The organism is Pantoea sp. JK, assembly GCF_026130245.1.
Lineage (GTDB): Bacteria > Pseudomonadota > Gammaproteobacteria > Enterobacterales > Enterobacteriaceae > Pantoea > Pantoea trifolii.
Map to the genome: position 1 here is coordinate 843,536 of NZ_JAINFN010000001.1, position 21,066 is coordinate 864,601.

Below are 21,066 nucleotides of genomic sequence, written 5' to 3' on the forward strand. Positions count from 1 at the left end.
GGCGACCGTGTTACAAACCGCTCTTCAACACCTGCACCGCGCGGGCAATCTCTGGCGCCAGCCAGCGATCTTGCTGCCAGTTGGCAACCACCACGCGCAGGCGACGTAATGCCTGCGCCGTCCCTTGCGCCAGCTGCTCTTCGCCGTGGAAATCCAGCGCCTGCGCCGCCAGCAGATACTCAATCGCCAGAATCTGCCATACGTTGCCCACCAGCTTCAGCAGCTTCAGCGCCGCGCCGGTACCGAGGCTGAGATGATCCTCCTGCAAACCCGACGTCACATAGTTATCCAGCACCGCCGGCTGCGCCAGCTGACGATTCTCCGCACACAGTGACGCCGCCACATACTGCGCAATCATCATGCCGGAGTTAACGCCCGGCTGCGCCACCAGAAACGCCGGTAAGCCGCTCACCAGCGGATTGACTAAACGATCAAGCCGCCGCTCGGCGATGCTGCCGACTTCCGCCATGGCAATTGCCAGCAGATCCGCCGCCATCGCCACCGATTCGCCGTGCGGGTTAGCCTGAGACACCACGCGCCAGTTATCCGGCGTGCCGAGCACCAGCGGATTATCGGTGCAGGCATTAAGTTCGGTTTCAATCTGGCGCGCCGCGTGATCGAACTGATCGCGGCTGGCGCCGTGCACCTGCGGCATGGAGCGCAGGCTGAGCGCATCCTGGGTACGAATACCAACGCTGGTCGCCAGCAGCGGGCTATCACTCAGCAGATCGCGTAAACGCTGACCGCTCACTTGCATGCCCGGACTGGCTTTCAGCGCGATCACCTCGGCATCAAAGGCCACCAGCTGTCCGCGCAGCGCCTCGAAACTCATCGCGCCGGTGACATCAGCCCAATCCAGCAAACGCGCCGCGTCATCCAGCGCCAGGCAGGATAAGCCGGTCATGCACGGCGTGCCGTTGACCAGGCTCAAGCCCTCTTTGGCACCCGGACGATAGGGCTGTAATCCCGCCAGCGTTAACGCCTGCGCAGCAGGCATAATCTGGTTCTGATACTCGACGTCGCCAACACCAATCAGCGCCAGCCCGATATGCGCCATATGGCTGAGATAGCCCACCGAACCCTGCGACGGCACCTGCGGCGTAATCTGCTGATTGAGCAGCGCCAGCAGATGCTGCACCAGCGCCACCGACACGCCCGATTTTCCGTGGCTGTAATTGGCGATGGCCGCGCACAGAATGGCGCGCGCCTGTTCACGCGTCAGCAGCGGGCCGACACCACAGGCGTGGCTCAACAATGTGTTGCGCGACAGCTGGCTAAGCTGATCTTCCGGCAGCGTGATATTGCACAGCGCGCCCAATCCGGTATTAATGCCGTAGGCAATCTGGCCGCTGGCGACAATCTCATCGACAATCGCGCGCCCTTGCGCAATACGCTGCCAGGCGCTGGCACTCAAACTGAGTTCCGCGTCGTGCCGCGCCACCTGCACCAACTCTTGCCAGGTTAATGGGCCATCGCCCCACACGATAGTCATGCTGGCTGCTCCGCGCCGTGATGGCTGGAGATAAACTGCTTGAAGCGCTGCGATCCCTCGGCACCAAACATCTCTTCCGGCGCGCCCTGACAATCAATGGTGCCCTGATGCATAAACACCACGCGGTTTGAGACGTTACGCGCAAAGCCCATTTCATGCGTCACCACCAGCATGGTGCGCCCCTCTTCGGCCAGGCTGCGCATCACTTTTAGCACTTCGCCCACCAGTTCCGGATCGAGCGCTGAGGTCGGTTCATCGAACAGCATCACTTCCGGATCCATCGCCAGCGCGCGGGCAATCGCCACACGCTGCTGCTGGCCGCCCGACAGCTGCGCCGGGTAAAAATCTTTGCGATTGAGTAAGCCGACGCGATCCAGCAGCTGCTCCGCCTGGGCGATGCAGCTTTTCTTGTCGCGCTTCAGCACATAGTGCGGCCCTTCGATGACGTTTTGCAGCACCGTCATGTGCGACCACAGATTAAAGCTCTGGAACACCATGCCGAGGCGTGAACGCAAACGCTCAATCTGCTTCGGATTGGCTGCCAGCTGATGGCCGCGCGCATGGCGTTTCATCTCAATGGTTTCACCGCCGACGCTCACTACACCGGCGTCCGGCGTTTCCAGCAGGTTGATGCAGCGCAGCAAAGTACTTTTTCCCGAGCCGCTGGCACCAAGAATCGAGATGACATCGCCTTTATGCGCCTGCAGCGAAATGCCTTTCAGAACTTCCATCGCGCCAAAAGATTTATGGATGTCGGTGGCGGATAAGGTAACGGGTGATGTGGAATGCATATTACTCTCCGGCAAGCGGTTTAACGGCGGGCAACGGCTTTTTTGCGACACGATGCGCCGGGGTCAGACGACGCTCTAACAGCGCGTACAGCTGGACGATAATAAAGTTGAGAATCAGGTAGATCGCCGCCGCACAAACAAACACTTCCATGGTGCGATAGGTACGCTGAATGATCTGCTGCGCCACGCCGGTCACGTCCCACACGGTGACGAGGCTGGCGAGCGCGGTGGATTTCACCAGCAGAATCGCTTCGGTGGAGTACGCAGGCAGGGCATAGCGCAGCATAATCGGCGCGATGATGCGGCGCAGCAGCAGCCAGCGCGACATACCGCAGGCGAGGCCCGCTTCCACTTGCCCGGCTGGCACCGCGAGCAGCGCACCGCGCAAGATCTCGGCGGTATAAGCCGCAGTACAAAGTGACAGCGCCAGCACCGCGCAGATAAAGGGTTCGCGCAGGAACGGCCAAACGAAGCTGTGGCGGATCACGCCAAACTGCCCAAGGCCGTAATAGATGAGAAAAAGCTGGATCATCAGCGGCGAGCCGCGAAACACCAGAATGTAGCCGCGCGCGAAACCGCTCAGCACGCGCCAGCGGCTCATGCGCAGGGACAAAATGCCAATCGCCAGAATGCCGCCGCAAATAAAGGCGCTGATAAACAGGCCCAGCGTCACCGGCAGCGCGGCGCTCAGCTTGAGAAAGGTATCAAAGAGAAAAGCGAAGTCGATCATGCTGCTGCTCCTTAATGCTGTGCCGCAGTGCGACTTTGCCACGCACGACCAAGACGCGATTCCGCCCGGCGAAACGCATGATTAGACACCAGCGTCAGCACCAGATAACAGGCGCCGCCGATCAGATAGAAAGTGAAGTAATCGCGCGTGGATCCGGCCGCAACCTGGCTGGCACGCATCAGCTCGACAATGCCGGTGACCGACACCAACGCCGAATCCTTCAGGCTCATCTGCCACACGTTCGACATACCCGGCAGCGCATAACGCACCACCTGCGGCAGCAGAATACGTTGGGCAATGCGCCAGCGCGGCATACCAATCGCCACCGCAGCTTCCACCTCGCCTTTCGACAGCGCCAGGCGCGCCGCGCGATACACTTCACCCTGATACGAACCAGAGATGAGCCCGATAGCCAGCGCACCAATCAGGAACGGCGGCGCTTCGATAAAGCCATCCGCGCCGAACATCTGCCCAACCAGCGTAATCAGGCCGGATCCCCCAAAATAGAACAGGTAGATCACCAGCAGTTCCGGGATGCCGCGAAACACCACTGAATAGCTTTCACCCAACCAGCGCAGCCAGCGCTGAGGCGATAATTTGGCGGCCGCCACGCCGGAACCGACCACCGCACCCATCATCAGCGCCACCAGCGATAGCAGCAGCGTGGTGCAGGCGGCACTCAGGATCAGGCGGCCCCAACCATCAGCACCAAAACTCAGCAGGCTCATCATCTTTCACCTCACTTACGGGGTTACGTCAGTTTTAAACCACTTCTCACTGAGCTTTTTCACCGTGCCGTCAGCCAGTGCGGCATGAATCGCCTCATCCAGCTTGGCCTTCAGGTCGTTGTCCGCCATGCGTACACCCATCGCTTCGCCCTCGCCCCAGATTGGGCCGCCGAGTTGTGGACCGCTGAAGATCAGATTGTTGTTCTCTTTGCGCGCCAACATTGATTGCGCAAAGGTCACGTCATCGAACACCGCATCGATACGGCCCGATTGCAGATCGAGCATCGCATCTGCCGACGAGGTGTATTCGCGTACGTCAGCATCGCCTTTGAAGTACTTATCGATAAATGGCGTGTAAACCGTGCCGGAGGCGATACCGATGGTTTTACCCTTCAGCGCCGCTTTCAGGGGGGCAATCGCCGCGTTGATCTCTTTCTCATCGTCATGCAGCTTGATGATGTTGTGATCGGCTGGCAGCAGCGGGCTATCTTTGGTGGTGATGAAAGTGGCCGGCGTTGAGGCGTATGGCGTGGTGAAGTTGACCACTTTTTTACGATCCGGCGTGATGACAATCGCATCCATGATCACGTCATATTTACCGGCGTTGAGGCCGGCGATCATGCCGTCCCAGTTCTGCACCACCAGCTTGCACTGAATGCCCATGCGCTTGCACAGGTCTTCCATCAGTTCCGGTTCAAAGCCGCCTAACTTGCCGCCCGGCAGCGTCAGGTTCCAGGGTTCATAGCTGCCTTCGGTAGCGATGGTGATCGATTTCCACTCTTTCGCCTGTACGGCAATGCCGCTCATCATCAGGCTGGCAAACAGGGTCGTGAGGCAAAAACGGCGAATCTGAACACGGTGCGTCATGCGGCTTCTCCTGGCTATTAATCGAGTTTGTCAGTCTCTGCTTGTGCAATATTTGCAGATGACCTTTCATGTATATACAAGTTAGCGTGCGGCAGATCATTGCCGGCATAAGCTTTTTGTGAGCCAGCCAGTATAAAAATTGATAATCGCTGCGTGGTCTTTACTTGTACATACAACCTAGCAAGCGCTATGCCAAATCGGCAAAGCCGCAAAATCAGGGGGATTGTCACGGGATGGACGTAATGTTGCACTGTGATGTAGCAGAGAATGCATTGCGATGGTGCAGTAGGGTCGCCATTCATGGCGACCATCTACATGTACGTACAGCGTTAATTGGTCGCCATGAATGGCGACCCTACGAAGGTGGTTTTTATTGAGGTTTACCCGCTGCAAGAAACGCCTGCATCAGCGGTTTCAGCACCTTCTGCAGCTGTGCAGCGCGATCCTGCTGCCAGGCAAACGGCGGAGTTTCATCCATATAATTGAGCTGCGCCAGCTCCAGCTGTACCGCCTGCACGCCCTGCTCCGGCTGCCCGTAGGCGCGGGTAATGTAGCCACCTTTAAAGCGCCCATTCGCGATCCAGCTGTATTCTTGCTGCTCGCTGCAAACTTGCTTAATCGCCTCAATCACCGCCGTTGAACAACTGGCACCATCGTTGGTCCCGATGTTGAGATCCGGCAAACGTCCCTCAAACAGGCGCGGAATCACCGAAGCGATCGAGTGTGCATCAAACAGCAGCGCATAACCGTACTGCGCTTTCAGCCGCGCCAGCTCCTGTTGCAGCTGCTGGTGATACGGCTGCCAGATGCTTTCCAGATAACCCTGACGCACCTCGGCGCTCGGCGTTTTACCTGCAGCAAAAGTTGGGCTGCCGTCGAACAAGGTTTCCGGATACAAGCCGGTGGTCGCCGTGGTGTAGAGCGGCTGATTATCTGCTGGGCGATTGAGATCGATAACAAAACGCGAATAGTGACCAATCAACACGCTGGCACCGAGATCGCGCACAAAGTCATACAGCAGCGGCAAGTGCCAGTCGGTATCCGGCAGGCCGCGCGCTGCGTCGCTCAAACCGGCATCCACTTCCGGCGTTAATTGCGTACCAGCGTGCGGAATGCTGACCAGCAGCGGAACATTACCGGCGGTGAAATGAAAAGGTGTCATTGCGCTTCTCCACGATAAATAACCTGGCACGGCAATTCGCCGCCCAGCCAGTAAACCAGCTCTGCCGGACGCGCCAGCGGCCAGTGAACAAAATTCGCCACCTTGCCCGCTTCCAGCGAACCGTGCGAGTGCTGTAAGCCCAGCGCTTTCGCGCCCCACAAGGTCACGCCCGCCAACGCCTCTTCCGGCGTTAAACCAAACAGCGTGCAGCCCATGTTCAGCATCAAACGCAGCGACAGCGCCGGTGAGGTGCCCGGATTGGCATCGCTGGCCAGCGCCATCGGCACGCCGTGTTCACGGAATAGCGCCACCGGCGGACGCTGGGTTTCGCGCAACAGATAAAACGCGCCCGGCAGCAACACCGCAACGGTGCCGTGTTGCGCCATCGCCTGCGCGTCGGCTTCGGTAGCATATTCCAGATGATCGGCGGAGAGCGCACCGTAACCCGCCGCCAGCGCCGCGCCGCCGAGCGCCGATAGCTGCTCGGCGTGCAGTTTCACCGGCATGCCCAATGCTTTGGCTGCATCAAAGACCGTGCGAACTTGCTCAGGAGAAAAGGCCAAATGCTCGCAAAACGCATCTACCGCATCCGCCAAACCTTCGGCTTTCACCTGCGGCAGCAGGCGCTGGCAGATGATATCGATCCAGCCTTGCGGATTGTCTTTAAACTCCGGCGGGAAGCCGTGCGCAGCCAGGCAAGTAGCTTGCACATCGGCGGGCACCGTTTCCGCCAGCTCACGAATGGCGCGCAGCATGGTCAGCTCGCTGGCTTCATCAAGACCGTAACCGGATTTGATCTCCACCGTGGTGACGCCTTCCGCCAGCAGGCGATCCAGCCGCCAGCGCGCACTTGCCACCAGCTCTTGCTGGGAAGCGGCGCGGGTGGCGCGCACCGTGGAGAGAATGCCGCCACCCTGCGCAGCGATGTCTGCATAGCTCACGCCATTGAGACGCTGCTCAAACTCCTGGCTGCGATCGCCGCCAAACACCAGATGCGTATGGCAATCCACCAAACCAGGCGTGATGATGCCGCCGGAAAATTGGTGCTGTTCACGCGCGGCAAAAGCCGGGCATTCTCTGCGCGGCCCCACCCAAATCAGTTTTCCCTGATCGACCGCCAGCGCGCCGTCGGCAATCAGATTGTAGTGTCCGTCACGCATCGTAACGATGTCGGCCCCCAGCCACAGGCTGTCGATCTGCTCTGTTTCTGCCATCCCACTCCCCTTCGCGTTCGGCGATTTACACCAGGCTTCAAAGTATGTATATGTATATACAACCTTTCGCCATGCAGGATCAACCATGACAACCTATTTTGCCCCACGCGCGCTGCTGGCCGACGGCTGGCATGAGCGCGTGCTGATGACCACCAACGCAGCTGGACAGATCACACAACTCGCGCCCAACAGCGAGCCCGGCGATGCCACGCGTCTTGCCGGACCGGTAATTCCAGCGATAGCGAATCTGCATTCACACGCCTTCCAGCGCGCGATGGCAGGACTGGCCGAAGTGGCAGGCGATCCGCAGGACAGCTTCTGGACATGGCGCGATTTGATGTACCGCATGGTGCAGCGCCTGTCGCCCGAGCAGGTTGGCGCTATCGCAACGCATCTCTACATCGACATGCTGAAAGGCGGCTACAGCCAGGTGGCGGAATTCCACTATTTGCACCACGATCCACAGGGTAAACCTTACGCCGATGATGCCATGCAGCTGGCACTGATGGCGGCGGCGGAGAACGCAGGCATCGGCCAAACCTTGCTGCCGGTGCTCTACAGCTACAGCGGTTTTGGTTCGCAACCGGCCAGCAACGGCCAGCGCCGTTTCATTCAGCAAACCGACGCCTACCTGCAACAGCAGCAGCGCGTGGCAAGCTGGAGCGCGGATAAGCCGCTGCTTAATCATGGCATCTGCTTCCATTCGCTGCGCGCGGTGAATGAAGCGCAGATGCATGAAGTCTTAGCCGCCTGCCCGCAGGATGTGCCGGTGCATATTCACGTCGCCGAGCAGGAGAAAGAGGTTAACGACAGCCTTGCGTGGAGTGACGAACGTCCGGTGGCCTGGCTGCTCAACCGCTTTAAGGTCGATCAACGTTGGTGTTTGATTCACGCTACCCATCTTGATGACGATGAAATTCAGCGCATGGCGGCGAGCGGCGCGGTGGCGGGCTTGTGTCCGACCACCGAAGCCAATCTCGGTGACGGCATTTTCCCGGCGGTGGAATACATCGCGCGCGGCGGCCGCTGGGGCATTGGCTCCGACAGCCATGTATCGCTTAGTGCATTGGAAGAGCTGCGCTGGCTGGAGTACGGTCAGCGACTGCGCGATCGTCGTCGCAACCGCATCACCTTGCCCAATCAACCTTCCGTCGGCGATCTGCTGTGGCAGCAAGCCGCACAGGGCGGCGCGCAGGCGTGTGGTTTGTCGGCGGGTGAACTGGCGATCGGCAAACGTGGCGATTGGCTGGTGCTGGCAGAAGACGCGTTTCTCAGCAGCGTCAGCAGCGCATCGCTGTTAAATCGCTGGCTGTTTGGCGGACAGCGCGAACAGATCCGCGATGTGTTTGTGGCGGGCAAACAGGTTATCAGCGAAGGCCATCATGCGGCAGAAGAGCACGCCGCGATCCACTTCGCCGAGGCGATGAGGGCGTTGCAATGAGAACCCGTTTTGCCTATGACCAGCTTCCGGTCAGCCGCTGGCGCAATGGCGGCGGTGAAACGCGGGAAATCGCCAGCTATCCGCCGGACGACGCACAGTTTGCCTGGCGCGCCAGCATCGCCACCATCTCCGCCGACGGGCCGTTTTCGCCCTTCCCCGGCATCGACCGCGTGATTACCTTGCTGCATGGCGACAGCGTTTTACTTGAGAGTGAACAGGCTCAGCAGCGCTTAACCCCGCTGCAGCCATGGGCGTTTCCCGGTGAATGGGCGATTGAAGCTAAAATTTCTGGCAGCTGTCAGGATTTCAATATCATGACGCGGCGCGACAGCTGGCGGTCTGCGGTGAGCATCGCGCAAAAAACGGTCAGCAGCGAAAACGGCGTGGCGTGGGTGGTGGCGGGCACATGGCAAACATCGGCCGGAGAAATGCTGGCGGTGGATCAGGGGATGTGGTGGCTGGATGAAACGCTACAGCTGGCACCACAAACGTCAGATGCCAGACTGTTATTTGTCACGCTTAACCGTGTCCTCTAAAGCGACCCAGCAACTTATAGCGCGATCCTGGATAAAGCAGGCGCGCGTAGGTCACAATCTTGTTGTCGCTCCACGTCTGACGACGAATCAACAGGCACGGCTCATGTTCATCCAGCGCCAGATGCTTACGCTGGCGCAGATCCGGCAGCACCGCTTCAACAATATGCTCACCGGCGGTCAGCGGGGCGACGCGCATCAAATAGGTGTACGGCGTCAGCTGATGATAATCCTGACTGAGATAATCCGGCGCCACCAGCGGATTGACCAAACGATCTTCCAGCTGCACCGGCAGATCGTTTTCGTAATGCACAATCAGCGAATGGAACAGCGTTTGCCCGGTAGATAATCCCAGCACCGCCGCCTGTTCGGGATCGGCCTTCATCTGCCCAATCGACAAAATCTTGCAGCTGTGACGATGTCCGCGCTGCGCAATCTCATCGGCGATGTTGTGCACTTCCAGCATCGCGGTGTAGCCCTTCATCTCAGCGACAAAAGTGCCTACGCCCTGCATGCGCACCAGAAAACCTTCGCTGGTGAGCTCACGCAGCGCGCGATTAATGGTCATGCGACTGACGCCCAGCTCGTTCACCAGTTCACTTTCAGACGGCACGCGCTGATTGGCTTTCCAGTGGCCTTCACGGATTTGGCTAACGATTGCCTGCTTCACCCGCTGGTAAATCGGCGCAGGCTCATCGCCCATCGCCGCAGCCAGCTGTGCTACTGCTGTTTGCTCCGCCATTTCCTGTTCCTTTGAAGAATAATGCCCAAAGTTTACTGTCTCAGCCGGTAAATGTATATACATCTAATTGTGCAATCCGCCCAGCATTGGTGCAGCTTTCGTGCCATTGCGGTGCAATCACGTTGCGGTTGCGCCTGTTTCACCGCTTTGCGCCGCATTTCACAGAACAAGAACAATCTGGCATAGTGCTTGCTACTTGTATAGACAAGATTAGACACTTATGCTTCACTCATCGCAATCCACGGCAAATCGGACCGCCCCATCGCAAAATATCGGCGTCCGATTCATGCCAGATCACTTGTATAGACAGGAGTAGACTATGTCAGGTTCGGTTCAGGAAATTCGCCTCGTTCCCGGTGAAGTGGACCTCGCGACCTTGCGCAGTATTTATCAAAGCAAGGTAACGCTCACGTTGGCCGATGACGCGCGCGCAGCGATTGCGCGTGCCCATGAAACCGTCGATGCCATCGTCGCATCCGGCAACGTGGTGTACGGCATCAACACCGGTTTCGGCAAGCTGGCGCAGACGCAAATCCCTTCGGCGCGGCTGGCAGAACTGCAGCGCAATCTGGTGCTGTCGCACAGCGTTGGCCTCGGCGATTTGCTGCCGGATAATGTGACGCGGCTGGTGGTCGCCACCAAAATTATCAGCCTGGCGCGCGGCCACTCTGGCGTGCGCATCGAACTGATTGAAGCGTTGCTGGCGCTGTTCAACGCGGGCGTGATGCCATGCATCCCGGAGAAAGGTTCGGTGGGCGCGTCAGGCGATCTGGCGCCGCTGGCACATCTTTCCTTGATGCTGCTGGGCGAAGGTCAGGTGCGCGTCGAGGGCGAATTAATTCCTGCTACTGAAGGCTTAGCGCGCGTTGGCCTGCAGCCGATTGTGTTGGGCCCTAAAGAAGGTCTGGCGCTGCTCAACGGCACGCAGGTCTCGAATGCGCTGGCGCTGCGCGGTCTATTCGAAGCGGAAAACCTTTTCGCGGCGGGCCTGATGGCCGGCGCGCTGTCGCTGGAAGCGATTAAAGGCTCGGTAAAACCTTACGATGCGCGTATTCACGAAGCGCGGGGTCAGGTTGGACAGATCAACGTTGCCGCCGCCGTCTCCTCTTTATTATCCGGCAGTGAAATCCTCAGCTCGCACACCAACTGTGGTCGCGTGCAGGATCCCTACTCGATTCGCTGCGTGCCACAGGTGATGGGCGCCTGCCTGGATAACCTGACGCATGCCGCGCGCATATTACAGATTGAAGCCAACGCCGCCTCGGATAATCCGCTGGTGTTCAGCGACAGCGGCGATGTGATTTCCGGCGGTAACTTCCACGCCGAGCCGGTGGCCTTCGCCGCCGATATTCTGGCACTGGCGATTGCCGAAATCGGCGCGATCTCCGAGCGTCGTCTGGCGCTGCTGCTGGATACCGGCCTCTCCGGTTTGCCGCCGTTCCTCGTCAATGATGGCGGCGTTAACTCCGGCTTTATGATCGCCCAGGTCACTGCGGCGGCGCTGGCGTCTGAGAACAAATCGCTGGCGCATCCTGGCAGCGTTGACAGCCTGCCGACCTCCGCTAACCAGGAAGATCACGTCTCGATGGCGACCTACGCAGCCCGCCGCCTCGGCAGCATGTGCTTCAACACCGCCGCCGTAGTGGGTATTGAAGCGATGGCCGCTGCACAAGGCATTGATTTCCATCGTCCGCTGCAGAGCTCGCCGACGCTGGAACAGGAGATGAGCCGCATCCGCGAGAACGTGGCCTTCCTCGATCACGACCGTTTACTGGCGCCGGATATCGAATCCATGCGTCTGTGGGCCAGCGCATCCGCATGGCCTGAATCCCTTACCGCGCTGCTGCCAAGCCAGCGTAAGACTGTTAATTAAGGAATCGATGATGAGCGAAACTTTGACTCAGGCTGTAGCCCGTGAAATCCGTGCGCCGCGCGGTAATGAATTGCACTGCGCCAACTGGTTGATTGAAGCGGCTTACCGCATGATCCAGAACAACCTCGATCCTGACGTGGCAGAGCGCCCGGAAGATCTGGTGGTGTACGGCGGCATCGGTAAAGCCGCGCGAAACTGGGAGTGCTTCGAGCAGATTCTGCGTTCGCTGCGTGCGCTGCAGCCGGAAGAGACATTGCTGATCCAGTCCGGCAAACCGGTGGGCATATTCCGCACGCATGCTGATGCACCGCGCGTGCTGCTGGCTAACTCGAATCTGGTGCCACATTGGGCCAACTGGGATCACTTCCACGAGCTGGATCAAAAAGGCCTGATGATGTACGGCCAGATGACTGCCGGTTCATGGATCTACATCGGTGCGCAGGGCATCGTGCAAGGTACCTTTGAAACCTTCGCCGAAGCCGGTCGCCAGCATTACGACAGCAATCTCAGCGGCCGCTGGATCCTCACCGCCGGTTTGGGTGGCATGGGCGGCGCACAACCGCTGGCGGGCGTGTTGGCCGGTGCCAGCGTGCTGGCGATTGAGTGCCAGGAATCACGCATCGATTTCCGTATCCGTACTCGCTACGTCGATCACAAAGCCTATACGCTGGACGAAGCACTGGCGCTGATTGATCAGGCGAATAAAGAGAAGCGCGCCATTTCTGTTGGCCTGCTGGGCAACGCCGCTGAAATCGTGCCGGAGCTGGTGAAACGTGCCAAAGCGGGCGGCATGAAGCCGGATATCGTCACCGATCAAACTTCGGCGCACGATCCGATTAACGGTTATCTGCCGGTCGGTTGGGATGTGGCGCGCTGGGAAGCCGAGCGTGTCAGCAACCCGAAAGCGGTGGAGAAAGCCGCACGCGCCTCAATGGCGGTGCATGTACAGGCGATGCTGGACTTCCATCACATGGGCGTCCCGACCGTGGATTACGGCAACAACATCCGTCAGGTAGCGCTGGATGAAGGCGTGAAAAATGCCTTTGATTTTCCAGGCTTTGTGCCGGCCTATATTCGTCCGCTGTTCTGCGAAGGCAAAGGTCCGTTCCGCTGGGTGGCGCTGTCAGGCGATCCGGAAGATATCTACAAAACCGATGCCAAGCTGAAAGAGCTGTTCCCGGATCACCAGAATCTGCACCGCTGGCTCGACATGGCGCAGGAGCGCATCGCCTTCCAGGGCTTACCAGCGCGTATCTGCTGGCTGGGTCTGGGCGAGCGTCACAAAGCGGCGCTGGCGTTCAACGAAATGGTGCGCAACGGCGAGCTAAAAGCGCCGATCGTCATTGGTCGCGATCATCTGGATTGCGGTTCCGTGGCGTCACCGAACCGTGAAACCGAAGCGATGAAGGATGGCTCGGATGCCGTATCGGATTGGCCGCTGCTGAATGCCCTGCTGAACACCGCAGGCGGCGCGACCTGGGTCAGCCTGCACCATGGCGGCGGCGTTGGTATGGGCTTCTCGCAGCACTCCGGCGTAGTGATCGTGTGTGACGGCACTAAAGAAGCCGATGCGCGCTTAGGCCGCGTGTTGTGGAACGATCCAGCCACTGGCGTAATGCGTCACGCGGATGCCGGTTATCAATTAGCGCAAAGCTGCGCGCAGGAACACGGTCTGAACCTGCCGATGCAGAAATAAACCAGGTGCGCGAAAACCGCGCACTATCGTTGTAGGGTCGCCATTCATGGCGACCTGTTTTTATTTAAATCTGCATATTCCATTCCGCTATACCCTATAGCCAAATCATTCCGTTCCACGATAGACGCCGCTATGCGCTTGCCACTACAGTAAATACATTATTTTGCAGCTCACGCTGCTAATGGAGAGCCTTACCTTATGAGCCTGCCTGCTGCACTGCTGGAAAACGCCCTCAACTGGCGTCGTCAGTTACACCAACATCCTGAACTGGGTTACCAGGAGCAGCAGACCAGCGAGCTCGTCGCGAAGGTACTCACCGAGGCCGGATTACAGGTGTTTCGTGGCTTAGCCGGCACCGGCGTCATCGGCACCTTAGAGAACGGCCCCGGACCGGTTATTGGCCTGCGTGCCGATATGGATGCGCTGCCGATCACCGAAAAAGGTGCACCGCAGTGGAAGTCGCAGAAAGCTGGCGTCATGCATGCCTGCGGTCACGATGGTCACACTTCGATTCTGCTGGCAGCGGCCTGTCAGCTGGCGGCCACGCGTAACTTCAGCGGCACCCTTCATTTCATCTTCCAGCCCGCCGAAGAGAATCTCGGTGGCGCGCGCAAGATGGTGGAAGAAGGTCTGTTCCAGCGCTTCCCGATGGATGCGGTTTACGCCATGCATAACTGGCCGGGCATGCCGGTGGGCACGCTGGCGGTGAACCCGGATGCGATGATGGCGTCACTCGACTCGTTTGAAATTACGCTGCACGGTAAAAGTTGCCATGCGGCGATGCCGGAAAGTGGTGCAGATCCAATGGTGGTCGCCGCAGAACTGATTCTGGCGCTGCAAACCATTCCGTCGCGTCGTCTGTCGCCGCTGGCTTCGGCGGTGGTGAGCGTGACGCAGATTCACGGCGGTGAAGCGATTAACGTCATTCCTGAGCAGATTGTGTTGCGCGGAACGGTGCGATGTTTGCAGACCGACGTGCGCAATCGCGTGCGCGGTCTGATTGAAGATTTTGTCACTACGTTGCCGCGTCCGTTTGGCGTCAGCGGCGAGATTCACTGGTATCCCGGTTATCCGGTCACCGCCAACCATGCAGAGCAAGCCGAACAGGTGCGTGCGGTGGCGGTTGATGTGCTCGGCGAGTCGCAGGTGCATTGGCAGGTGAACCCTTCAATGGCTTCGGAAGATTTTGCCTGCATGATGGAAGCCTGTCCCGGCGCCTATTTCTGGCTCGGTGCCGATGGCACGACGCCGTCCGCCCCGCTGCATAACGCGAATTACGATTTTAATGATGAACTGCTGCCGATCGGTATTACCTTCTGGCAGCGGTTGGTGGAGAGCGTATTAGCGAAGGCGTGATGGCGGTCGCCATGAATGGCGACCCTACGGAAACCTTGCGATGCGCCTGGCAGGCCTCAGATCCCCGCTCGCTGTAAGCGCCCTTCCGCATCTGCCATGCTGGCCGATTGCCCGGTCGCCACCAAACAACACGCCAGTTGCAAACGCAGCGCCTGCGGTACAGCGCGTTCCCCGGCTAAAACCTGATTGATCCACACAGCGGTATCCTGCGCACTTTTGCTTTCCGGCAGTTCCACACTCACTTCCGGCTGGCGCTCAACCCACACTTCCGCTTCTGCACCCGCGCCGCGAATGTAGTTAATCGCCGGGCAGCGCTGCGGATTGGCGTACACCTCGCCTTCGGTGCCGTTGAGCAGAATCGCCGGTGCATCGATATCCTGGAAAAATTTCCCGACGCGCGGCACATATTCCGGATGCGAGACGCTGGCCAGACGCAGCGCGGCGCGTTCGGCAAACGGCGTCGCCAGTTTCGCCAGCGTATGCGCGCTGTTACGCACGCCCATACGCCAGCGCAGCGACAGCTGTTGCGCCATCGGCGCACATAGATGGTCAATGGTGATAAACGCCAACTCTCCGTTATCCAGCTTCGCCTGCGCCTGTGCGGCGGAGGTCACAGGCGCGATGTCCAGCGCCGCCAGCACCGCTTCGGTGGTGATGCGCGTGGGATCGTCGCTAACGCCATGCAACAGCACCGGGAAGCCGATTTTCACCAGCAGCAGCGCCAGCAGCGGCGTCAAATTGCCCTGACGACGCGCACCGTTGTAGCTGGGAATAACAATCGGCATCGGACGATGAGCCGGTGCCTGCAACTGCATCATCTGCTGCTGCATCGCGTGGTAAAAACCGCGCATCTCCTCTTCGCCTTCGCCCTTGATGCGCAGCGCAATCAGCACGCCACCCAGCTCCAGCTCCGGCACTTCACCGGCCAGCATCGCGCTGTACAGCGCCTGCGCGGTGTCGAAATCGATATCGCGCGCGTGATTTTTCCCGCGCCCAATCTCTTTAATGATTTTATTCAGTTCCATCAGGCATTCCCGCTTCCAGGGCGCGCCGCCATGCGGCTGCCAAAGTTAGATTTTCTTACTGCGACTTTTTTTCGGCTTGTCACTGCTAGCTTCCGGCATCGGCGGTTGCTCAATCGGGAACACCGGTAACGCGGCCAGCAGTCGGCTGCCATAAGCTTTGTTGAGCAGGCGGCGATCGTAAATCACGATTTCGCCAAAGCAGCTGTGGCTGCGAATCAAACGTCCTACCTGTTGAATCAAGGTAAAGGAGGCGCTCGGCAAGCTCTGCACCTCGAACGGATAACGTTTCAGGCTCTTCAGCCATTCGCCCTCGGTCAAAATTACCGGACTGTCCACCGGCGGAAAAGCGATTTTATGGATATGCACCTGCGACAGCAGATCGCCTTTCAAATCCAGCCCTTCAGCGAACGATTGCAGCCCCACTAAAATGCTGGTTTTACCGGCTTCGACGCGTTCCCGGTGCAGCGCCACCAGGCGCGAGCGCGGCTGGTCACCTTGCACCAGCATTGATAAACGCAGCTCCGGAATGTGCGCGACAAACTGCTGCATCGCGCGGCCGCTGGCAAACAGCACCAGCACGCCTTTGTGCTTCTCTTCGGCAATCTGCTGACGGAAGAAACGCGCCATCTCGGCGATGTGTTCCGCTTCCTGCGCCATCTGCGGCTCAAACTGCATCTGCGGAATCACCAGTTTGCCCTGATCGATATGGTTAAACGGTGAATCCAGCGCCACGAAGCGGTCGCCGGCTTTCTCGCTCAGGCCAGACATCTCCTGCAAACGGTTGAAGCTGTTGAGCGAGCGCAACGTGGCGGAGGTCACCACCACATGCGGGATTTTGCGCCACAGGATTTTTTCCAGCTGATCGCTCACGCGAATGCCCGCGCAGTGGAACAGCAGATGCGCCTGGCCTTCGCGGATCTCACGCGTAATCCACTTCGACACCGGCGCATTCGAGGCTTTCTCCATCGCCGCCAGCCGCCACAGCTTGCTGATTGATTCGAACCAGCCGAAGTGGCGATTGAGCTGAATAATCGCTTTATGCAGCCGCATGATATCGGCTTTACCGGTTTGATCGCCCAACTCGTTGAGCAGGCCTTCGCTTAAGCCACGCAGCGCATCGCTCAGTTTGAACAGCCGCGCGCACAAGCTCAGCAGCTCTTCCGGCAATTCACCCAGCACAAAGCGGAACTCGCCCGGCTGATTATGGCCAGGCAGCAGCGGGTTGAGGGCATCGCAGAGAATCTGCAGCAGCTCGCGCATTTCATCGCAGTGGCCTTTCAGGCGTTCCGGATTGGTGAGCGGCGGCGGCGATTTTGGGCGAAACTGCGCCATGATGGTTTCCACCAGCCGCACAAACAGATCGAGCTGTAAACCGCTCCAGCCTGGCGTGATCTCCGCGCTCATCTCCAGCGCATCGCGCGCCACTTCCGGCAGATGATGGCCTTCGTCCAGCACCAGCATCAGGTTTTTCGCCGGCGGCAGCACCGATTCATTCTCCATCGCCGCCATCACCAGCGCATGGTTGGCGACCACCACATCCGCCTGCTCAATCTCGCGACGCGCGACAAAGAATGGGCATTCGCGATACCAGCGGCAGTGATGGCCGAGGCAGTTGGCTTTGTCGGTGGAGAGGCGTTGCCACAAGCTGTCGTCAATGTTGACATCGGTGTGATCGCGCAAGCCATCCCAGCGGTAGCTGCTGAGCTGCTTCTCCAGTTTGGCGCAGAATTTCTGCTCCTCTTTCGAGCCGGTGACCGCCTCTTCATCAAGATAGAGCAGCAAATCGCCCTGCTGATCTTCGGTCGCTGCCAGCGCCGCAAGGTTGCGCGGACAAACATAGCGTCCACGGCCAAAGGCAGCGGTAAAGGTGAGATCAGGGATGATTTTCTTCAGCAGCGGCAGATCCTTGGTGAAGATCTGATCCTGCAACGCCACGTTGGCGGTGCTGATCACCAGCCGCTTCTCCTCAGCGCGGCTTACGGCAATACCGGGAATCAAATAAGAGAGGGTTTTGCCGACGCCGGTGGGCGCTTCAATCGCCAGATGACGCCCTTCGTCACCGGCCAGACTTTTCGCCACTTCGGCAATCATCTGGCGCTGCGGCGCGCGCGGGATAAAGTCAGGAACCTGCTGCTGCAGCGCCTTATACCATTGCGCAATCTGGCTTTTTATCGCTGCTGTCAGGGCCATTTTCGTTACTGTTTGCTGAATTGGCCTGTATTTTTACACAGTATTGGCGCAGCGTCAGCTTTCGCTGCTATTTTTTCGCGCTGGATTCAGAATTTCACGCATCGCACGAATCAAGGTTTCCCGCGCGCGCCCACGGCGGAACGCAAAAGAGAAAGGCGCGCGGAAGTGGAAATGGTGCGGCAGCAGACGGCGCAGCGTGCCCTGCTGTTCCCCGCTGCGCGCATAGTGTTCGGGTAAATAGCCGATAAAGCGGCCGGAGAGAATCAGCGTCAGCTGCGCTTCGATGCTCTCCACCGATGCGTTGCTCTGGCGGAAGCCGCGCTTGTGGAGCTCCTGCTGATTCCAGTAACGCCGCGTCACCATGCCGGTTTGCTGCACGGTGCGCACATCCGGATGACCTTCAGCTAGCGGATGTTCCGGGCTGCAATAGAGCCAATGCTGCTCTTCATACAGCGGAATGGTCACCAGATTGCTGGCGCGCAGCGGGAAGTGACCAATCGCCAAATCGAGCCGATCCTCCAGCAACTGCTGCTGTAACTCATTGGGATCGCGCACGCTCAGATTAAAAAACACCGCCGGAAAGCGCTGATTAAAGCGGGCGATGGCAGCGGGCAGATCCAGCGTGCTGTCGGTGACGGTGGCGTCCACCACGCCAAGCGAGAAGGTGCCGCCCTGCGCGCTTTTCAAGGTTTCCACCTGCTCCTGCCAACCCGCCAGCGTCGCCAGCATCTCCTGACTGTAACGATAGAACTGCTCGCCTTTGCTGGTCAGGGTAAAGCCGCCGCGCCCGCGCTGACAGAGGATAAAACCGAGCTGCGTTTCCAGCTCGCTCATGTAGGCGCTGATGGCGGGCGTGGTCATGTTCAGCGCCTGCTGCGCGCGCGAGTAACCCTGATTTTCCACCACGCTGGCGAACACCTGCAGCAGTTTAAGATTGGGAAGCGTCTGCACCGATTTTCCTTCAGTGATTGCTAACTAAAGTTAAGTAATCTCTGAAGTGATTATCTGCTGTCAAGGATTTTTCCGGCACGCGGGCTGGGTAATGATGGGTTTCACCTGACTGAAGGAGTGCGTGATGACCGATTTCCCCCAGCCGCAAGGCGGCAACGAGATGCCCCGTTTTGCCGGACGCGGCACCATGATGCGTTTGCCCGCCGCTGACTCCCCGGCCAATTTGGATGTGGCGTTCGTCGGCATTCCGCTGGATATCGGCACCTCGCAGCGCAGCGGTACGCGCTATGGCCCGCGCGCCATTCGCGCCGATTCCGTGATGATCCGCCCGTACAACATGGCCACCGGCGCCGCGCCCTTTGATTCGCTGCGCGTCGGCGATCTCGGCGATGTGCCGATCAACACCTACAGCCTGCTGAAATCGGTTGATATCATCGAAAACTATTATACCGAGCTGAATACCTGGCCGATTATCCCGTTAACGCTGGGCGGCGATCACACGCTAACGCTGCCGATTTTGCGCGCGCTGGCGAAGAAGCATGGCCCGATGGGGCTGATTCACGTTGATGCGCACACCGATACCAACGACGAGATGTTTGGCGAGAAGATTGCGCACGGCACCACGTTCCGCCGTGCGGTGGAAGAAGGCCTGCTCGACTGTCAGCGCGTGGTGCAGATTGGACAACGTGCGCAAGGCTACGCCGCCGATGATTTTCAGTGGGGCGTCGATCAGGGTTTCCATCTGGTGCCCGCCGAGCAGTGCTGGTATCGCTCCATGACGCCGCTGATGGCCGAGGTGCGCGCGCGTATCGGCAACGGCCCGGTGTATCTCTCTTACGATATCGACAGCTTTGATCCGGCGTGGGCGCCCGGCACCGGTACGCCGGAAGTGGGCGGTTTGACTTCGATGCAAGGGCTGGAGATCGTGCGCGGCTGCCGTGGACTCAATCTGGTGGGCGGCGATCTGGTGGAAGTCTCGCCGCCGTATGACATCAGCGGCATGACCTCGCAGCTGGCGGCCAATATCCTTTATGAGATGCTGTGCGTGTTGCCCGGCGTCCGTTACACAGAGAACAAGTGATGACACAACAGAATCTGGTGTTCCCGGCGCGCGTGCTGCGCGGTGCTGGCGTGATCAATCAATTAGGCGCGATCTGCGCCGGGCTGGGCCAGCGTGCGCTGCTGATTGGCGGCCATCAGGCGTTGCAGGCGGTAGAAGCGCAGGTTCGCGCGCAGCTGCTGGCGGCCAACGTTACGCTGCTGGCGCAAGAGTGGTTTGGCGGCGAAACCTCGATCAATCACATCAACCGTTTAGCGGCGCTGGCGACTGAACTGCAGGCCGAGGTGCTGATTGGCGTCGGCGGCGGTAAATCGCTGGATACGGTGAAAGCGGTGGGCGCACAGCTCGGCTTGCCGGTAGTAACGCTGCCAACCATCGCCGCCACCTGTTCCGCGGTGACGCCGTTGAGTATTCGCTATGACGATAACGGCAATTTCTTCGACATCTTCCCGCTGCCGCAGGCACCGGCGGCAGTGATTATCGACAGCGAGCTGCTGGCAAAAGCGCCCGCGCGCTGGCTCGCCGCCGGGCTGGGCGATACGCTGGCGAAGTGGTACGAGTTCCGCGCGGTCAGCGCACGCCATCCGGCATGCGACGGCAATGCGCTGTCGTCACTGGCGCACAGCCAGATCTGTTATGACGTGATTGCCGAACACGGCCCGGCGGCCTATGCCGCAGTGCTGCGTGGTGAGAGCAGCGCGTCGCTTGATCAGGTGCTGGATGCGATTTTCACCTGGGCAGGATTAACCTCGCTGATGAGCAATGGCGCACACGCAGCGGCTTCGCATGCGATTTATGAAGGTTTTACCTTCTGCGATAAAACCCGCGAGTTTGGTCATGGCCTGCTGGTCGGCTTCGGCAATCTTTGTTTGCTGGCGCTGGAGAATCGCGCCGATGAGGAGGTGCTGGATGAGATGCGCCTGGCACGCGACTGCGGCGTGCCGCTGACGCTGAGCGAGATTGCCGAGCTGGATGAGCATGAGCTGGCGCGGATTGTGCGCGAATCGGTGCATGCGCCGGATATGGAGAACATGGCCGAAGCGGTGACCGAAGCGCGCTTGCTGGCGGCGATGGTGCGGATTGAGGGGTTGGCGGGCAGGGTTTAATCTATGCTGGCTGTGGTTTGAATGTGCTCGCTGTGGTTTGAATGTGCTCGCTGTGGTTTGAATGTGCTCGCTGTCCCCCATCCCGGCCTTCCCCCGCAAGCGGGGGAAG

Annotated in this window: 18 protein-coding genes; 7 read left to right on the top strand and 11 right to left on the bottom strand. The window is 59.3% G+C overall.

The genetic code is table 11. The annotated features are described in order from the left end of the window. Positions 1 to 10: 10 nt before the first annotated feature. The 7 genes from PanJK_RS04060 to hutI all read right to left on the bottom strand — a co-directional run bounded on the left by PanJK_RS04060 (position 11) and on the right by hutI (position 6,984). A complete protein-coding gene (locus PanJK_RS04060) occupies positions 11 to 1,492 on the bottom strand; it encodes an HAL/PAL/TAL family ammonia-lyase (RefSeq protein WP_265297260.1) in 1,482 nt (493 codons plus the stop codon). Then, positions 1,489 to 2,283: an ABC transporter ATP-binding protein gene (locus PanJK_RS04065; RefSeq protein ID WP_256696023.1), complete on the bottom strand. Its 795-nt coding sequence runs from the start codon at positions 2,281 to 2,283 to the stop codon at positions 1,489 to 1,491. The genes PanJK_RS04060 and PanJK_RS04065 overlap by 4 nt, the downstream gene beginning before the upstream one ends. A gap of 1 nt (position 2,284) precedes the next feature. Continuing rightward, positions 2,285 to 3,013: an ABC transporter permease gene (locus tag PanJK_RS04070; RefSeq protein WP_256696022.1), complete on the bottom strand. Its 729-nt coding sequence runs from the start codon at positions 3,011 to 3,013 to the stop codon at positions 2,285 to 2,287. Positions 3,014 to 3,024: 11 nt separating this feature from the next. Next, positions 3,025 to 3,744: an ABC transporter permease gene (locus PanJK_RS04075; protein WP_256696021.1), complete on the bottom strand. Its 720-nt coding sequence runs from the start codon at positions 3,742 to 3,744 to the stop codon at positions 3,025 to 3,027. Positions 3,745 to 3,756: 12 nt separating this feature from the next. Continuing rightward, positions 3,757 to 4,608: a transporter substrate-binding domain-containing protein gene (locus tag PanJK_RS04080; RefSeq protein WP_256696020.1), complete on the bottom strand. Its 852-nt coding sequence runs from the start codon at positions 4,606 to 4,608 to the stop codon at positions 3,757 to 3,759. A 370-nt stretch (positions 4,609 to 4,978) separates the two neighbouring features. After that, positions 4,979 to 5,770: an N-formylglutamate deformylase gene (gene hutG, locus PanJK_RS04085; protein WP_256696019.1), complete on the bottom strand. Its 792-nt coding sequence runs from the start codon at positions 5,768 to 5,770 to the stop codon at positions 4,979 to 4,981. Next, positions 5,767 to 6,984, bottom strand: a complete 1,218-nt coding sequence (gene hutI / locus PanJK_RS04090; RefSeq protein ID WP_256696018.1) for an imidazolonepropionase — start codon at positions 6,982 to 6,984, stop codon at positions 5,767 to 5,769. The genes hutG and hutI overlap by 4 nt, the downstream gene beginning before the upstream one ends. An 85-nt stretch (positions 6,985 to 7,069) precedes the next feature. Here hutI and PanJK_RS04095 point away from each other — a divergent pair, with 85 nt between their 5' ends. Together PanJK_RS04095 and PanJK_RS04100 are read left to right on the top strand one after the other, a co-directional pair. Beyond that, on the top strand, positions 7,070 to 8,425 hold the full coding sequence (locus PanJK_RS04095; protein ID WP_265297266.1) for a formimidoylglutamate deiminase: 1,356 nt from the start codon (positions 7,070 to 7,072) through the stop codon (positions 8,423 to 8,425). Continuing rightward, a complete protein-coding gene (locus tag PanJK_RS04100; RefSeq protein WP_265297269.1) occupies positions 8,422 to 8,961 on the top strand; it encodes a HutD family protein in 540 nt (179 codons plus the stop codon). Before PanJK_RS04095 ends, PanJK_RS04100 begins: the two co-directional genes overlap by 4 nt. Here PanJK_RS04100 and hutC read toward each other — a convergent pair. After that, positions 8,945 to 9,700, bottom strand: coding sequence for a histidine utilization repressor (gene hutC, locus PanJK_RS04105; RefSeq protein WP_008102577.1), 756 nt, complete (start codon positions 9,698 to 9,700; stop codon positions 8,945 to 8,947). The genes PanJK_RS04100 and hutC overlap by 17 nt on opposite strands. Before the next feature lie 319 nt (positions 9,701 to 10,019). Here hutC and hutH point away from each other — a divergent pair, with 319 nt between their 5' ends. The 3 genes from hutH (at position 10,020) to PanJK_RS04120 (ending at position 14,625) form a co-directional block, all read left to right on the top strand. Beyond that, positions 10,020 to 11,573 (top strand): histidine ammonia-lyase, encoded by a 1,554-nt coding sequence (gene hutH / locus PanJK_RS04110; RefSeq protein WP_256696013.1) that lies wholly within the window; start codon positions 10,020 to 10,022, stop codon positions 11,571 to 11,573. Positions 11,574 to 11,583: 10 nt separating this feature from the next. Further along, positions 11,584 to 13,269, top strand: coding sequence for a urocanate hydratase (gene hutU, locus PanJK_RS04115; protein ID WP_265297272.1), 1,686 nt, complete (start codon positions 11,584 to 11,586; stop codon positions 13,267 to 13,269). A 198-nt stretch (positions 13,270 to 13,467) separates the two neighbouring features. Beyond that, the gene (locus PanJK_RS04120; RefSeq protein WP_265297275.1) at positions 13,468 to 14,625 is read left to right on the top strand and encodes a M20 aminoacylase family protein; all 1,158 of its coding nucleotides are present in this window, start codon (positions 13,468 to 13,470) and stop codon (positions 14,623 to 14,625) included. A gap of 56 nt (positions 14,626 to 14,681) precedes the next feature. Here PanJK_RS04120 and ybiB read toward each other — a convergent pair whose 3' ends face one another. Genes ybiB through PanJK_RS04135 form a run of 3 tightly spaced genes read right to left on the bottom strand, consistent with a single transcriptional unit; the run spans position 14,682 to position 18,791 of the window. Further along, positions 14,682 to 15,650 carry a DNA-binding protein YbiB gene (gene ybiB / locus PanJK_RS04125; RefSeq protein WP_265297278.1) on the bottom strand — a complete coding sequence of 323 codons (969 nt, stop codon included), beginning with the start codon at positions 15,648 to 15,650 and terminating at the stop codon, positions 14,682 to 14,684. A gap of 45 nt (positions 15,651 to 15,695) precedes the next feature. Next, positions 15,696 to 17,840, bottom strand: a complete 2,145-nt coding sequence (dinG, locus tag PanJK_RS04130; protein ID WP_265297280.1) for an ATP-dependent DNA helicase DinG — start codon at positions 17,838 to 17,840, stop codon at positions 15,696 to 15,698. Positions 17,841 to 17,894: 54 nt separating this feature from the next. Beyond that, complete coding sequence (locus PanJK_RS04135) at positions 17,895 to 18,791, bottom strand: LysR family transcriptional regulator (RefSeq protein ID WP_265297282.1); 897 nt, start codon at positions 18,789 to 18,791, stop codon at positions 17,895 to 17,897. A gap of 124 nt (positions 18,792 to 18,915) precedes the next feature. Between PanJK_RS04135 and speB the strand changes: the two genes are divergently transcribed. Both speB and PanJK_RS04145 read left to right on the top strand, forming a co-directional pair. Next, positions 18,916 to 19,872, top strand: a complete 957-nt coding sequence (speB, locus tag PanJK_RS04140) for an agmatinase (RefSeq protein ID WP_414858924.1) — start codon at positions 18,916 to 18,918, stop codon at positions 19,870 to 19,872. Next, entirely contained in the window at positions 19,872 to 20,957 is a 1,086-nt protein-coding gene (locus PanJK_RS04145) for an iron-containing alcohol dehydrogenase family protein (protein ID WP_265297286.1), read from the top strand. The genes speB and PanJK_RS04145 overlap by 1 nt, the downstream gene beginning before the upstream one ends. Positions 20,958 to 21,066: the final 109 nt, after the last annotated feature.

What these genes read in the sequence shown, in the direction of transcription:
- speB (WP_414858924.1), top strand. Translation starts at nt 18,916, where the DNA reads ATGACCGATTTCCCCCAGCCGCAAGGCGGCAACGAGATGCCCCGTTTT.
- ybiB (WP_265297278.1), bottom strand. Translation starts at nt 15,650, where the DNA reads ATGGAACTGAATAAAATCATTAAAGAGATTGGGCGCGGGAAAAATCAC.
- PanJK_RS04145 (WP_265297286.1), top strand. Translation starts at nt 19,872, where the DNA reads ATGACACAACAGAATCTGGTGTTCCCGGCGCGCGTGCTGCGCGGTGCT.
- hutG (WP_256696019.1), bottom strand. Translation starts at nt 5,770, where the DNA reads ATGACACCTTTTCATTTCACCGCCGGTAATGTTCCGCTGCTGGTCAGC.
- hutH (WP_256696013.1), top strand. Translation starts at nt 10,020, where the DNA reads ATGTCAGGTTCGGTTCAGGAAATTCGCCTCGTTCCCGGTGAAGTGGAC.
- PanJK_RS04080 (WP_256696020.1), bottom strand. Translation starts at nt 4,608, where the DNA reads ATGACGCACCGTGTTCAGATTCGCCGTTTTTGCCTCACGACCCTGTTT.
- PanJK_RS04070 (WP_256696022.1), bottom strand. Translation starts at nt 3,013, where the DNA reads ATGATCGACTTCGCTTTTCTCTTTGATACCTTTCTCAAGCTGAGCGCC.
- PanJK_RS04075 (WP_256696021.1), bottom strand. Translation starts at nt 3,744, where the DNA reads ATGATGAGCCTGCTGAGTTTTGGTGCTGATGGTTGGGGCCGCCTGATC.
- hutC (WP_008102577.1), bottom strand. Translation starts at nt 9,700, where the DNA reads ATGGCGGAGCAAACAGCAGTAGCACAGCTGGCTGCGGCGATGGGCGAT.
- PanJK_RS04065 (WP_256696023.1), bottom strand. Translation starts at nt 2,283, where the DNA reads ATGCATTCCACATCACCCGTTACCTTATCCGCCACCGACATCCATAAA.
- dinG (WP_265297280.1), bottom strand. Translation starts at nt 17,840, where the DNA reads ATGGCCCTGACAGCAGCGATAAAAAGCCAGATTGCGCAATGGTATAAG.
- hutU (WP_265297272.1), top strand. Translation starts at nt 11,584, where the DNA reads ATGAGCGAAACTTTGACTCAGGCTGTAGCCCGTGAAATCCGTGCGCCG.
- PanJK_RS04060 (WP_265297260.1), bottom strand. Translation starts at nt 1,492, where the DNA reads ATGACTATCGTGTGGGGCGATGGCCCATTAACCTGGCAAGAGTTGGTG.
- PanJK_RS04100 (WP_265297269.1), top strand. Translation starts at nt 8,422, where the DNA reads ATGAGAACCCGTTTTGCCTATGACCAGCTTCCGGTCAGCCGCTGGCGC.
- PanJK_RS04095 (WP_265297266.1), top strand. Translation starts at nt 7,070, where the DNA reads ATGACAACCTATTTTGCCCCACGCGCGCTGCTGGCCGACGGCTGGCAT.
- hutI (WP_256696018.1), bottom strand. Translation starts at nt 6,984, where the DNA reads ATGGCAGAAACAGAGCAGATCGACAGCCTGTGGCTGGGGGCCGACATC.
- PanJK_RS04120 (WP_265297275.1), top strand. Translation starts at nt 13,468, where the DNA reads ATGAGCCTGCCTGCTGCACTGCTGGAAAACGCCCTCAACTGGCGTCGT.